Origin of the sequence: Citrobacter sp. RHBSTW-00859, from assembly GCF_013729795.1 — a bacterium.
Taxonomy (GTDB): Bacteria; Pseudomonadota; Gammaproteobacteria; order Enterobacterales; family Enterobacteriaceae; genus Citrobacter; species Citrobacter braakii.
Genome location: NZ_CP056284.1, coordinates 1366275 through 1380187 on the forward strand (window position 1 = coordinate 1366275; position 13913 = coordinate 1380187).

Below are 13913 nucleotides of genomic sequence, written 5' to 3' on the forward strand. Positions count from 1 at the left end.
TGCTAAAATTCATCTTATTTTAAAGAAATGTTATCTTCATCAATAGTCAATTGCCGGGATGCTCTTTATAATCCGCGCCAGGTAAACAACAACAAAACATCTTTTTCAGAGGTAATCATGGCTATTGAACGTACTTTTTCCATCATCAAACCAAACGCGGTGGCAAAAAACGTTATTGGGAGCATCTTTGCGCGCTTTGAAGCAGCAGGGTTCAAAATTATCGGTACTAAAATGCTGCACCTGACCGTTGAGCAGGCGCGTGGCTTCTATGCTGAGCATGATGGTAAGCCGTTCTTTGACGGTCTGGTTGAATTCATGACCTCCGGTCCGATCGTTGTTTCTGTTCTGGAAAGCGAAAATGCCGTACAGCGTCACCGTGATCTGCTGGGTGCAACCAACCCGGCGAATGCGCTGGCGGGTACTCTTCGTGCAGACTACGCTGATAGCTTCACTGAGAACGGTACTCACGGTTCCGACTCCGTTGAATCTGCCGCGCGTGAAATCGCCTATTTCTTCGGTGAAGGCGAGGTTTGCCCGCGCACGCGCTAATCTCCTGCGTCTTTCACATCGCATAGTTTTCTATGCTTTCGGGGAGGCTCGAACGTGCCGCTTTCCTGCGATGCGAAATCCTTTGGAGAGGAATTAGCGATTTACATATTATTTTCGCTAATGCTTCGTGCAAACGTGGCATCCCTGCGCCAGACTTTGTACAATGCAACGCCCCGGAAGAGCAGAACGCTTGCCGGGGCGTTTCTTTTTAACCCTCCACGGGCCACAACGTGTAACAACGAGGCCGGAAAAAATTATGTCTGAATTAGTTAACACCTCTGAAGTCGTCATTCCTGCGGTTCCAAATAAAAATGGAAAAATTAACCTGCTGGATCTGAACCGTCAGCAAATGCGCGAATTCTTCAAAGATATGGGTGAAAAACCGTTTCGTGCCGATCAGGTCATGAAGTGGATGTACCACTATTGCAGCGACAACTTTGATGACATGACTGACATCAATAAAGTGCTGCGTAACAAGCTGAAAGAAGTGGCTGAAATTCGCGCCCCGGAAGTGGTGGAAGAGCAGCGTTCCTCTGACGGTACGATCAAATGGGCCATCGCGGTTGGCGATCAGCGCGTAGAAACCGTGTATATCCCGGAAGACGATCGCGCGACCCTGTGTGTTTCTTCACAGGTCGGTTGTGCATTAGAGTGTAAATTCTGCTCTACGGCGCAACAGGGCTTTAACCGTAACCTGCGGGTGTCGGAAATCATTGGTCAGGTCTGGCGTGCGGCGAAAATCGTCGGCGCGGTGAAAGCAACGGGCGTGCGTCCTATCACTAACGTGGTGATGATGGGGATGGGCGAGCCGCTGCTCAACCTGACCAACGTGGTGCCAGCGATGGAAATCATGCTGGATGACTTCGGTTTTGGGCTGTCAAAGCGTCGCGTCACGCTCTCCACCTCAGGCGTTGTCCCTGCGCTGGATAAGCTGGGCGATATGATTGATGTCGCGCTGGCGATTTCTCTGCATGCGCCGAACGATGAAATTCGTGACGAAATTGTACCTATCAACAAAAAGTACAATATCGAAACATTCCTTGGCGCGGTTCGTCGTTATCTGGAGAAATCCAACGCTAACCAGGGTCGTGTGACCATTGAGTATGTGATGTTAGATCACATCAATGATGGTACTGAACATGCGCATCAGTTGGCAGAGCTGCTGAAAGATACGCCGTGTAAGATTAACCTGATCCCGTGGAACCCGTTCCCTGGCGCGCCGTATGGCCGTAGCTCTAACAGCCGTATCGATCGTTTCTCCAAAGTGTTGATGAGCTATGGTTTCACTACCATCGTGCGTAAAACACGTGGCGATGACATCGATGCAGCCTGCGGTCAGCTGGCGGGTGACGTTATCGACCGTACCAAGCGTACTCTGCGTAAGCGTATGCAGGGCGACGCTATCGATATCAAGACCGTTTGATGTTGAGTGCACTACGGTATAATTCATGTACCGTAGTGCAACGTAAGCCAAATGAGGTTCTTTGTTGTTTTCGTGAGGTCAATAATAACGGTGCGTTTTTGTCGACTTTAAGGCAGTATGTAACGGCGCAACAAGCCTTTAGCCCTCAGGTTTACGTTGTTTTGTCTTTGATAGTCTGACCGTTTTATACTGTCTGACGAAGGTTAACTGACCAGATGTTTCGCGGTGTGGGTGAGCATTGTGGCTCGCCGGCATCAGAACCCAAATTTACGCAGCTGTAGCGAATGAATACTGAAGCCACGCACGACAAAAATGAAGCACTATCCACCGGCGTTCGTCTGCGCAATGCCCGTGAACAACTCGGATTCAGCCAGCAGGCAGTCGCGGAGCGACTTTGCCTGAAGGTCTCCACGGTACGTGATATTGAAGAAGATAAGGCACCAGCCGATCTCGCTTCAACATTCCTGCGCGGGTATATCCGTTCTTATGCGCGTCTGGTGCATATTCCTGAAGAAGAACTGTTGCCAGGGCTGGAAAAACAGGCTCCGATTCGCCCAGCCAAAGTCGCACCGATGCAGAGCTTCTCGCTCGGTAAGCGTCGTAAAAAACGCGACGGCTGGTTAATGACCTTTACCTGGCTGGTGCTGTTTGTCGTTGTCGGACTGACGGGAGCCTGGTGGTGGCAGAACCATAAAGCGCAGCAGGAAGAGATTACCACCATGGCCGATCAATCCTCCGCTGAGCTGAATGCCGGTAAAGATGGTGCGCAGAACGTACCGTTAGATACCAGCGCCGCAGCGGGCCAGGATACTACCCCGGCTCCAGACGATGGCGCGGTGGCGGACGCAGCGCCTACGCCAGATGTTGCTGCAACCCCGGCACCTGCCGCTGATGCGCAGCAGAATGCCGTTGTGGCACCTTCTCAGGCTAACGTCGATACCGCAACTGCTGCGCCAGCGACCGCGGCGCCGCTGCCGACTGACCAGGCGGGTGTCACTACCCCTGCCGCCGATCCTAACGCACTGGTAATGAACTTTACCGCCGATTGCTGGCTGGAAGTGACCGACGCGACCGGAAAAAAACTGTTCAGTGGTATGCAGCGTAAGGACGGCAATCTGAATCTGACGGGTCAGGCGCCGTACAAACTGAAAATTGGCGCTCCGGCGGCAGTGCAGATTCAGTTCCAGGGTAAACCTGTCGATCTGAGTCGTTTTATCAGAACTAACCAGGTTGCGCGTCTGACCGTTAATGCCGAACAATCACCGGCTCAGTAACAGACGGCAATGCGGGAGATTTTTTAATGCATAACCAGGCTCCAATTCAACGTAGAAAATCGACACGCATTTACGTTGGGAACGTGCCGATCGGCGATGGCGCGCCCATCGCCGTACAGTCTATGACCAATACGCGTACCACAGATGTGGAAGCGACGGTTAATCAGATCAAAGCGCTGGAACGCGTCGGCGCAGATATTGTTCGTGTCTCTGTACCGACAATGGATGCCGCAGAAGCGTTCAAGCTTATCAAACAGCAGGTTAATGTCCCGCTGGTTGCCGATATTCACTTCGACTATCGTATCGCGCTGAAGGTGGCGGAATACGGCGTCGATTGCCTGCGTATCAACCCAGGCAATATCGGTAATGAAGAGCGTATCCGCATGGTAGTGGACTGCGCTCGTGATAAAAATATTCCTATCCGTATCGGCGTCAACGCCGGATCGCTGGAAAAAGATCTGCAGGAAAAATACGGTGAACCGACGCCGCAGGCGCTGCTGGAATCCGCTATGCGCCATGTGGATCACCTCGATCGTCTGAACTTCGATCAATTCAAAGTCAGCGTTAAAGCGTCTGACGTTTTCCTCGCCGTAGAATCCTATCGCCTGCTGGCGAAACAGATCGATCAACCGCTGCATTTAGGGATCACCGAAGCCGGTGGCGCACGCAGCGGGGCGGTAAAATCAGCGATCGGTTTAGGATTGCTGTTGTCCGAAGGGATCGGCGATACGCTGCGTGTCTCTCTGGCGGCGGATCCGGTGGAAGAGATCAAGGTTGGCTTCGATATCCTGAAATCGCTGCGCATTCGTGCCCGCGGGATCAACTTTATCGCCTGCCCAACCTGCTCGCGTCAGGAGTTCGACGTTATCGGTACGGTGAACGCGCTGGAACAACGTCTGGAAGATATCATTACGCCAATGGATGTTTCGATCATCGGCTGCGTGGTGAACGGTCCTGGCGAAGCGCTGGTTTCTACGCTGGGCGTGACGGGTGGTAACAAGAAAAGCGGTCTGTATGAAGACGGCGTGCGTAAAGATCGACTCGATAACGACGATATGATTACGCAGCTTGAAGCCCGCATTCGCGCCAAAGCGAGTATCCTGGACGAAGCGCGTCGTATTGACGTGCAGCAGCTTGAAAAATAACAACGTGATGGGAAGCGGCGTGCTTCCCGTGTATGATTGAACCCGCATGGCGCCCGCATTGTTCGGGTTAGCGCTGAGGGTTCATTTTTATATTCATAAAGAGAATAAACGTGGCAAAAAACATTCAAGCCATTCGCGGCATGAACGATTATCTGCCTGGCGAAACCGCCATCTGGCAGCGCATTGAAGGCACTCTCAAAAACGTGCTCGGCAGCTACGGTTACAGTGAAATCCGCTTGCCGATTGTAGAGCAGACCCCGTTATTCAAACGCGCGATCGGTGAAGTCACTGACGTGGTTGAAAAAGAGATGTATACCTTTGAGGACCGTAATGGCGACAGCCTGACGTTGCGTCCTGAAGGGACTGCGGGCTGCGTACGCGCCGGCATCGAACATGGTCTCCTGTACAATCAGGAACAGCGTCTGTGGTATATCGGGCCGATGTTCCGCCACGAACGTCCGCAAAAAGGGCGCTATCGTCAATTCCATCAGCTGGGTGTCGAAGTGTTTGGCCTGCAAGGCCCGGACATCGATGCTGAACTGATTATGCTGACCGCTCGCTGGTGGCGCGCGCTGGGTATTTCTCAGCATGTCAGCCTTGAGCTGAACTCAATTGGTTCGCTTGAAGCCCGCGCTAACTACCGTGATGCGCTGGTCGCCTACCTGGAACAGCACAAAGAGAAACTGGACGAAGACTGCAAGCGCCGTATGTACACTAACCCGCTGCGCGTTCTCGACTCCAAAAACCCGGAAGTACAGGCGCTGCTCAACGACGCCCCTGCGCTGGGCGACTATCTTGATGACGACTCTCGCGAGCACTTTGCGGGCCTGTGCAAACTGCTGGAGTCCGCAGGTATTGCCTACACCGTCAATCAGCGTCTGGTTCGTGGTCTTGATTATTACAACCGCACCGTATTTGAGTGGGTTACCAGCAGCCTGGGCTCTCAGGGTACCGTGTGTGCCGGTGGGCGTTACGACGGTCTGGTAGAGCAACTTGGCGGTCGCGCAACGCCGGCCGTGGGCTTTGCCATGGGTCTGGAACGACTTGTTTTGTTAGTTCAGGCAGTTAATCCGGAATTTAACGCAGATCCTGTTGTCGATATATACCTGGTCGCTTCGGGGGCGGATACGCAGTCGGTTGCAATGCGGCTTGCAGAACGTCTGCGCGATGAAGTTCCTGGTGTGAAACTGATGACAAACCACGGTGGCGGCAACTTTAAGAAACAGTTCGCCCGCGCCGACAAGTGGGGCGCCCGCGTTGCACTGGTACTGGGCGAGTCCGAAGTGGCTGACGGTACTGTTGTAGTGAAGGATTTGCGCTCTGGTGAGCAAACGGCAGTAGCGCAGGATAGCGTTGCCGCGCATTTGCGCACTCTACTGGGCTAAGGAGAAGGACAGCGTGGAAATTTACGAGAACGAAAACGACCAGATTGATGCAGTAAAACGCTTCTTTGCTGAAAACGGCAAAGCGCTGGCTGTTGGGGTCATTTTAGGGGTTGGCGCGCTGGTTGGCTGGCGTTACTGGACCAGCCATCAGACGGAGTCCGCACGCTCTGCTTCTCTGGCATATCAAAATACGGTGACTGCGGTTAGCGCGGGTAAACCGGATAGTCTTCCTGCTGCAGAGAAATTTGCCGCAGAAAACAAAAATACCTACGGCGCGTTAGCTTCACTGGAACTGGCGCAGCAGTTTGTTGACCAAAATGAACTTGAGAAAGCCGCAAGCCAGCTGCAACAAGGCTTAGCAGCGACCAGCGATGAGAATCTCATAGCGGTGATTAACCTGCGTCTGGCTCGTGTTCAGGTTCAGCTTAAACAGGCTGATACCGCGCTGAAAACACTCGACACCATTAAAGGTGAAGGGTGGACGGCCATTGTTGCCGACCTGCGCGGTGAAGCATTGCTGAGCAAAGGCGATAAACAAGGTGCGCGTAGCGCATGGGAAGCGGGCGTGAAAAGCGATGCCTCTCCTGCTCTGAGCGAAATGATGCAGATGAAAATCAATAATTTGTCCATCTGAGAGGGACCCGATGCAATTGCGTAAATTACTTCTGCCAGGGCTGCTTTCCGTTACCCTATTGAGCGGCTGTTCACTGTTTAGTGGCGAAGAAGATGTCGTTAAGATGTCCCCATTACCGGTGGTTGAAAACCAGTTTACTCCGTCTACGGACTGGAGCACCTCTGTAGGTAACGGTATTGGTGATTTCTATTCCAATCTTCATCCTGCGCTGGCGGATAACGTTGTCTATGCAGCCGATCGCGCTGGCGTCGTTAAGGCGTTGAATGCGGACGACGGCAAAGAAGTCTGGTCTGTTAATCTGGGTGAGAAAGACGGCTGGTTCTCCCGCGCATCTGCACAGCTTTCTGGCGGTGTAACCGTGTCCGGTGGCCATGTTTACATTGGCAGCGAAAAAGCGCAGGTTTATGCGCTGAACACCAGCGATGGTACCACCGCATGGCAGACGAAAGTTGCCGGTGAAGCGCTGTCTCGTCCTGTTGTGAGCGATGGCGTGGTATTAATCCACACCAGTAACGGTCAGTTGCAGGCCTTGAACGAAGCTGACGGCGCTATCAAATGGACCGTTAACCTCGACATGCCTTCTCTGTCTCTGCGCGGCGAATCTGCCCCAGCGACCGCCTTTGGCGCAGCTATCGTTGGCGGTGATAACGGCCGCGTAAGCGCCGTGCTGATGCAGCAGGGCCAGATGATTTGGCAGCAGCGTATTTCTCAGGCGACAGGTCCAACGGAAATCGATCGTCTGAGCGACGTTGATACCACGCCTGTTATCGTCAATGGCGTTGTCTACGCGCTGGCTTATAATGGTAACCTGACGGCGCTGGATCTGCGCAGCGGTCAGATCATGTGGAAACGTGAACTGGGCTCAGTGAATGATTTCATCGTCGACGGTAACCGTATCTACCTGGTAGACCAGAACGACCGTGTACTGGCGCTGACCACCGACGGCGGTGTGACGCTGTGGACGCAAAGCGATCTGCTGCACCGTCTGCTGACGTCCCCGGTATTGTATAACGGCAATCTGGTCGTGGGTGATAGCGAAGGCTACCTGCACTGGATTAACGTTGACGATGGCCGCTTTGTCGCCCAGCAGAAAGTTGACAGCTCTGGTTTCCTGACCGAGCCGGTCTCTGCTGATGGTAAACTGCTGATCCAGGCGAAAGACGGTACGCTGTACTCTATTACGCGTTAATCGTCCCGGCCGCTCGCTTTGAAAAACGGCTCCTGGTGCAGGGGCCGTTTTACTGTTTTTAACAACGGCGCAAAAAATGTGCCCGTTGTGTGATGATTTATTAAATGAGGCTTTAAACATGGTACCTGTGGTCGCGCTTGTCGGGCGCCCTAACGTTGGCAAATCCACGTTATTTAACCGTCTAACTCGCACCCGAGATGCGCTGGTTGCGGATTTCCCGGGTCTGACTCGTGACCGTAAGTACGGTCGTGCGGAAATTGAAGGCCGCGAGTTTATCTGTATTGATACCGGCGGTATTGATGGCACCGAAGACGGTGTAGAAACCCGCATGGCGGAACAGTCGCTGTTGGCGATCGAAGAAGCGGACGTTGTGCTGTTCATGGTAGATGCGCGTGCTGGCCTGATGCCTGCGGATGAAGCCATTGCGAAACATCTGCGTTCGCGCCAGAAACCGACGTTCCTGGTAGCCAACAAAACTGACGGACTCGATCCTGATCAGGCGGTCGTCGATTTCTACTCGCTGGGTCTGGGTGAAATTTATCCGATCGCGGCATCCCATGGTCGTGGCGTTCTCAGCCTGCTGGAGCATGTTCTGCTGCCGTGGATGGATGACGTTGCTCCTCAGGAAGAGGTGGATGAAGATGCAGAATATTGGGCGCAACTGGAAGCCGAAGAGAACGGCGAAGAAGAGCCTGAAGATGACTTCAATCCGCAGGATCTGCCGATCAAACTGGCGATTGTTGGTCGCCCGAACGTAGGTAAGTCCACGCTTACTAACCGTATTCTCGGCGAAGACCGCGTAGTGGTTTACGACATGCCGGGGACCACGCGTGACAGTATTTATATCCCGATGCAACGCGATGAGCGCGAATATGTGCTCATTGATACCGCGGGCGTGCGTAAGCGCGGCAAAATTACCGAAGCAGTAGAAAAATTCTCAGTTATCAAAACGCTGCAGGCGATTGAAGATGCCAACGTGGTGATGCTGGTGATTGACGCGCGCGAAGGTATTTCCGATCAGGACCTGTCGCTGCTGGGCTTTATCCTCAATAGTGGGCGTTCACTTGTTATTGTGGTCAACAAGTGGGATGGCCTGACGCAGGAAGTGAAAGAGCAGGTCAAAGAGACTTTGGACTTCCGTCTGGGCTTTATTGATTTTGCGCGTGTACACTTCATCTCTGCGCTGCACGGCAGCGGCGTGGGTAATCTGTTTGAATCGGTCCGCGAAGCGTATGACAGCTCCACCCGTCGCGTCAGCACCGCGATGCTGACGCGCATTATGACTATGGCGGCAGAAGATCATCAGCCGCCGCTGGTGCGTGGTCGTCGTGTGAAGCTGAAATATGCCCACGCCGGTGGTTATAACCCACCAATCGTGGTGATTCACGGCAACCAGGTCAAAGACCTGCCGGATTCCTACAAGCGCTATCTGATGAACTATTTCCGTAAGTCTTTGGATGTGATGGGGACGCCGATCCGCATTCAGTTCAAAGAAGGGGAAAACCCGTTTGCGAACAAGCGTAATACGCTGACGCCGACGCAGATGCGTAAACGTAAGCGTTTGATAAAACACATCAAAAAAAGCAAGTAACCGTTGCTGATGCTGATAAAAACCCGTGCTTGTCGCGGGTTTTTTTTCGACGTTCCATCGCCAGCCTCAGCCCGTGCGATGTCAATCACTATTCATTTTTTACCAAGTTTAAATCTAAGAAAGTAGACATTTGTCGAGTTTTCGTCTTAAAGTCCGGGGGCTGGTACTAGACAAAACTAGCCTTAGGTTATCAAATGGTTAAATAAATTTTCGCCGCATGTAAAAAATCGGTCAGATACGTAACTGGCTGGCGTACATCGCGGTGTTTACACACACGACGACATAACTTTCGGGAGAATTATGCAATCCTCTGTTAATCAAAAAGAAAGCCGAACTTTCTTCGGCCATCCTTATCCGCTCGGCTCGCTGTTCTTCACAGAGATGTGGGAGCGCTTCTCGTTTTATGGCATTCGCCCGTTACTGATCCTGTTTATGGCTGCTACCGTTTATGACGGCGGCATGGGGCTGGCACGTGAAAATGCCTCGGCGATTGTGGGTATCTTTGCCGGTACGATGTACCTCGCTGCGCTGCCGGGTGGCTGGCTGGCGGATAACTGGCTCGGCCAACAGAAAGCGGTGTGGTACGGTTCCATCCTTATTGCCCTCGGCCATCTGTCAATTGCGCTCTCCGCCATTATGGGGAACAACCTGTTCTTTATTGGTCTGATGTTTATCGTGCTCGGCTCCGGTCTGTTTAAGACCTGTATTTCGGTCATGGTTGGCACGCTGTACAAAAAAGGCGATGCGCGTCGCGACGGCGGCTTCTCGCTGTTCTACATGGGCATCAACATGGGGTCGTTTATCGCGCCGCTGATTTCCGGCTGGCTGATTAAAACCCACGGCTGGCACTGGGGCTTTGGCATCGGTGGTATCGGGATGTTGGTGGCGTTGATCATTTTCCGTGTATTTGCTGTTCCATCGATGAAACGCTACGACAGCGAAGTGGGGCTCGACTCCACCTGGAATAGCCCGGTAGTGAAACGTAACGGCGTGGGCGCGTGGCTGCTGGCGCTGGCCGTCGGTGCGGCGGTTATCGTTACGCTGATAGCGCAGGGCGTGATTGTAATTAATCCGGTCGCGGTTGCCAGCATGCTGGTGTACGTGATTGCAGCCTCCGTTGCGCTCTACTTTATCTACCTGTTCATCTTTGCCGGTCTGAACCGTAAAGAGCGTGCCAGACTGCTGGTCTGCTTTATCCTGCTGGTTTCCGCCGCGTTCTTCTGGTCCGCGTTTGAGCAGAAGCCAACCTCGTTCAACCTGTTCGCTAACGACTACACTAACCGTATGATCGGTGATTTTGAAATCCCGGCGGTCTGGTTCCAGTCGATAAACGCGCTGTTTATTATCCTGCTGGCACCGGTATTCAGTTGGGCATGGCCGAAGCTGGCAAGCATGAATATTCGCCCGAGTAGCATCACCAAGTTTGTTATCGGTATCCTCTTTGCGGCGGCAGGCTTCGGTCTGATGATGCTGGCGGCGCAAAACGTTCTCAGTAACGGCGGGGCAGGCGTTTCTCCATTCTGGCTGGTGGGCAGTATCCTGATGCTGACGCTTGGCGAGCTGTGCCTGAGTCCGATCGGTCTGGCGACAATGACGCTGCTGGCGCCGGAAAGAATGCGCGGGCAGATGATGGGCCTGTGGTTCTGCGCCAGTGCGCTGGGCAACCTGGCCGCAGGTTTGATTGGCGGTCATGTGAAGGCTGACCAACTGGATATGCTGCCGGATCTCTTCGCACGCTGCTCGATTGCGCTGCTGATCTGCGCTGCGGTACTGATCATCCTCATTGTTCCGATTCGTCGCATGCTGGAGAATACGCAAACTAAACCGGCAACTAGCGCCTGATAACACCTCGATTGTGCCGGGGCAGACGTTATGTCCCGGCTATTCAATTAACGAGGTAAGAGCATGCTGTTAGGATTTGTTGGGCTTGGTGCAGTCGTTGAAACGGCATACTTGCCCGCATTACGTAATATGTTCGGTGATGCACTACGCTGTGTGGGATTTGATGTTCAACCCGCAAAGCAGCCCGCAGATGTGACACGCTGTGCGTCGCTCGCTGAACTTCTTGCAATGCCGCTTGATACCCTGTTTATTACCACCGCATCCCTGCATCACCTTGATGTGCTTGAACAGGCGCTGACGGCTCCCATCGCTCGTATCGTGGTCGAAAAGCCTATTGTCGCCACGCTTTCCCAAATTGAAAAACTGAAAACGCTGCTGGCTCAACCGGATGCTGCCAACCGCGTGCTGGCACTCGACCATTGGATGGCACGCAATGGCGCAATGCAGCTGGCGTTGGGCAAACTCGGAGCGCAGTGGCAGGGCGATAATCCACAACAGGCACTTGTCTCTCACTTTTCACACATTGTTAAAATCGACGGTTTTTTGCAGGAACCGAGCGGGTTTAACGCTGTTGGAGAACCTATTGCGCTAAACTTTGCCACCGGTGAGCCGGATACCCGTGAGCTTCGTCATCCGGACGGTGTGATTCTGGACATTGGCACACATGTACTGGCAATGCTGCGTGAAACAGTGCGTTACCTGGGCGGTAATGACAGTATGACCTTGCAGGTGAAAAGCGCTAAAGACCGTCTGGGACGAAATATTGTAGAGGGCGACCTGACCACAGCAGAAGGAGAGGCGCATCTGCAGGGACAGATTAGCGGCATTCCGCTGGACATCTGGCTGAATAAATACGCGGGGCCGGCTGGCGGACAAAAAGGCCTGCGCCTTTGTCTGGGCGATGGTCGTGTCATTAGCCATGATCGCCGTGGTGTCGAGGATGTGCTCGAATTGATTGACGGTGATGTTGTACAACGCTGGAGTCTGCCTGGTAGCGTATATGCCCATTGTCTGGCGGAGCATATTCTGGGCGCGCAAAGTCTGTTTAAACGCAGCCCACAGGAAGTGAGCCGCACGACGCAGCGCAGGCTGGAGGAAGTGGAGCGCCTGTTAACGTTACAGCAGCAGTTACGCGGGCGGCATTAAACGCATCGTGTTAAACTCAGCGCAGTAATGGATCCCTGTACTGGAGTCGCTATGTCTATTATTTGCCCGGATTGTCATGCAGAGCTGGAGCCGCAAAACGGTATGGCGCACTGTGATAACTGTAATAAAGATATTCAGTTAGAAGCGCACTGCCCGGAGTGCAATCAGCCGCTGCAGGTGCTTAAAGCCTGTGGCGCGGTGGATTATTTCTGCCAGAACGGTCATGGCCTTATCTCGAAGAAACGCGTGGCGTTTGTGCCGCTTTAATCCTGTTTTTTCCTGCGTGTTTTCTTTGTCTTCGTGACAGCTCTCACTTCGCTTTCCACCCATCCGTCAGACAGGCGGGTGGTGAGCACATCACCTGCTGTAACCTGTTTAGTCTGTTTCAGCACTTCACCCTCTTTTGCGGTCGTCACGCTATAACCGCGGGCCAGCGTGGCCAGTGGGCTGACTGCCTCAAGATGGGTAACCGCGTTGCCAAAACGCTCGCGCTGTTCGCTTAAACGCGCACGGATATTTTCCGCCAGGCGGTATTCCAGTTGCTGAATGCGTGTTTGCGCACGGTAAATACGCGGCTGCGGGTTTTGCTGATTCAGACGCTGCAGCATGCGCTGCTGACGCTGATTTGCCTGTTTAATCTTATTCTCAAGTGCGAAGTTCATTCTCTGACGCAGTCGTTCCAGCACGGTCTGCTGACGGGCCAGACGCAGTTGCGGATGCTGCTGTTGCAAGCGGTGATGAAGCTGGGTAAATCGACGAGTACGATTGGCGAGGTAGTAGTCCATCGCCATCTCCAGACGTTGCTGACCATGCTGTATTTGACGCAGCAGTTCAAGCTGATTACGGCTGACAATTTCTGCCGCCGCCGACGGCGTAGGTGCCCGTAAATCTGCAATAAAATCGGCAATAGTGACATCGGTTTCATGGCCGACGGCGCTGACGACTGGAATGCGGCTGGCAAAGATCGCCCGTGCAACACGTTCGTCGTTAAAACTCCACAAATCTTCCAGCGAGCCGCCGCCGCGCCCGACGATCAGCACATCGCACTCGCCCCGCGCGTTCGCCAGTTCAATGGCCCGAACGATCTGCCCTGGCGCATCATCGCCCTGGACTGCGGTCGGGTAGATAATAACGGGCAGGGAAGGGTCGCGACGCTTCAGGACGTGGAGAATATCGTGCAGCGCGGCGCCGGTTTTAGAGGTGATTACCCCGACGCAGTGGGCCGGTGAGGGCAGCGTTTTTTTGAACTGCTGATCGAATAGCCCTTCACCCTGCAGTTTGGCCTTGAGTTGCTCATATTTTTGCTGCAGCAAACCTTCGCCCGCTGGCTGCATGCTCTCAACAATTATCTGATAGTCGCCGCGCGGCTCGTACAATGTAATGTTGGCGCGTACCAGTACCTGCTGACCGTGCTGTGGTCGGAACGTTACCCGGCGATTGCTGTTGCGAAACATCGCGCAGCGTACCTGAGCGGTGTCATCTTTGAGCGTGAAATACCAGTGACCGGAGGACGGCTGCGTGAAATTCGAAATTTCACCGCTGATCCACACTTGTCCCATTTCCTGCTCAAGCAGCAAACGAACCGTCTGATTCAGGCGGCTTACGGTAAAAATTGAGGTGGTCTGAGAGGATAACATGTGAGCGGGATCAAATTCTAAATCAGCAAGTTATTCAGTCGAAAGTAACATGCTCACAGAGGAGCGCAAGGTTTTTTTGCAAAAAAGTGTGGATGCAA

At 53.4% G+C, this 13913-nt stretch carries 12 protein-coding genes; 11 read left to right on the plus strand and 1 reads right to left on the minus strand.

Annotated elements, in window-relative coordinates:
* Positions 1-117 precede the first annotated feature (117 nt).
* From ndk to HV302_RS06740, 11 genes are all read left to right on the plus strand, one after another.
* Positions 118-549 (plus strand): nucleoside-diphosphate kinase, encoded by a 432-nt coding sequence (ndk, locus tag HV302_RS06690; RefSeq protein ID WP_181627076.1) that lies wholly within the window; start codon positions 118-120, stop codon positions 547-549.
* A 256-nt stretch (positions 550-805) separates the two neighbouring features.
* Positions 806-1972, plus strand: a complete 1167-nt coding sequence (locus tag HV302_RS06695; protein ID WP_016154002.1) for a bifunctional tRNA (adenosine(37)-C2)-methyltransferase TrmG/ribosomal RNA large subunit methyltransferase RlmN — start codon at positions 806-808, stop codon at positions 1970-1972.
* Positions 1973-2256: 284 nt separating this feature from the next.
* Entirely contained in the window at positions 2257-3246 is a 990-nt protein-coding gene (gene rodZ / locus HV302_RS06700; protein ID WP_016154001.1) for a cytoskeleton protein RodZ, read from the plus strand.
* Between the two features lie 26 nt (positions 3247-3272).
* Positions 3273-4391 carry a flavodoxin-dependent (E)-4-hydroxy-3-methylbut-2-enyl-diphosphate synthase gene (gene ispG, locus HV302_RS06705; RefSeq protein WP_016154000.1) on the plus strand — a complete coding sequence of 373 codons (1119 nt, stop codon included), beginning with the start codon at positions 3273-3275 and terminating at the stop codon, positions 4389-4391.
* A 110-nt stretch (positions 4392-4501) separates the two neighbouring features.
* Positions 4502-5776 (plus strand): histidine--tRNA ligase, encoded by a 1275-nt coding sequence (gene hisS, locus HV302_RS06710; RefSeq protein ID WP_016153999.1) that lies wholly within the window; start codon positions 4502-4504, stop codon positions 5774-5776.
* 13 nt (positions 5777-5789) lie between these two features.
* On the plus strand, positions 5790-6410 hold the full coding sequence (locus HV302_RS06715) for a YfgM family protein (RefSeq protein ID WP_181627077.1): 621 nt from the start codon (positions 5790-5792) through the stop codon (positions 6408-6410).
* A 10-nt stretch (positions 6411-6420) separates the two neighbouring features.
* The gene (gene bamB / locus HV302_RS06720; RefSeq protein ID WP_016153997.1) at positions 6421-7599 is read left to right on the plus strand and encodes an outer membrane protein assembly factor BamB; all 1179 of its coding nucleotides are present in this window, start codon (positions 6421-6423) and stop codon (positions 7597-7599) included.
* A gap of 118 nt (positions 7600-7717) precedes the next feature.
* A complete protein-coding gene (gene der, locus HV302_RS06725; RefSeq protein WP_016153996.1) occupies positions 7718-9190 on the plus strand; it encodes a ribosome biogenesis GTPase Der in 1473 nt (490 codons plus the stop codon).
* A gap of 300 nt (positions 9191-9490) precedes the next feature.
* A complete protein-coding gene (locus HV302_RS06730; protein ID WP_016157127.1) occupies positions 9491-11032 on the plus strand; it encodes a peptide MFS transporter in 1542 nt (513 codons plus the stop codon).
* Positions 11033-11095: 63 nt separating this feature from the next.
* The gene (locus HV302_RS06735) at positions 11096-12178 is read left to right on the plus strand and encodes a Gfo/Idh/MocA family oxidoreductase (RefSeq protein ID WP_181627078.1); all 1083 of its coding nucleotides are present in this window, start codon (positions 11096-11098) and stop codon (positions 12176-12178) included.
* Positions 12179-12229: 51 nt separating this feature from the next.
* Positions 12230-12445 (plus strand): zinc ribbon domain-containing protein, encoded by a 216-nt coding sequence (locus HV302_RS06740; protein ID WP_016157125.1) that lies wholly within the window; start codon positions 12230-12232, stop codon positions 12443-12445.
* Here HV302_RS06740 and xseA read toward each other — a convergent pair.
* Complete coding sequence (xseA, locus tag HV302_RS06745) at positions 12442-13815, minus strand: exodeoxyribonuclease VII large subunit (RefSeq protein WP_016157124.1); 1374 nt, start codon at positions 13813-13815, stop codon at positions 12442-12444. The genes HV302_RS06740 and xseA overlap by 4 nt on opposite strands.
* Positions 13816-13913: the final 98 nt, after the last annotated feature.

Coding starts and splice junctions, on each gene's coding strand:
- bamB (WP_016153997.1), top strand. CDS start 6,421: ATGCAATTGCGTAAATTACTTCTGCCAGGGCTGCTTTCCGTTACCCTA.
- rodZ (WP_016154001.1), top strand. CDS start 2,257: ATGAATACTGAAGCCACGCACGACAAAAATGAAGCACTATCCACCGGC.
- HV302_RS06730 (WP_016157127.1), top strand. CDS start 9,491: ATGCAATCCTCTGTTAATCAAAAAGAAAGCCGAACTTTCTTCGGCCAT.
- ndk (WP_181627076.1), top strand. CDS start 118: ATGGCTATTGAACGTACTTTTTCCATCATCAAACCAAACGCGGTGGCA.
- ispG (WP_016154000.1), top strand. CDS start 3,273: ATGCATAACCAGGCTCCAATTCAACGTAGAAAATCGACACGCATTTAC.
- HV302_RS06735 (WP_181627078.1), top strand. CDS start 11,096: ATGCTGTTAGGATTTGTTGGGCTTGGTGCAGTCGTTGAAACGGCATAC.
- HV302_RS06695 (WP_016154002.1), top strand. CDS start 806: ATGTCTGAATTAGTTAACACCTCTGAAGTCGTCATTCCTGCGGTTCCA.
- HV302_RS06740 (WP_016157125.1), top strand. CDS start 12,230: ATGTCTATTATTTGCCCGGATTGTCATGCAGAGCTGGAGCCGCAAAAC.
- der (WP_016153996.1), top strand. CDS start 7,718: ATGGTACCTGTGGTCGCGCTTGTCGGGCGCCCTAACGTTGGCAAATCC.
- xseA (WP_016157124.1), bottom strand. CDS start 13,815: ATGTTATCCTCTCAGACCACCTCAATTTTTACCGTAAGCCGCCTGAAT.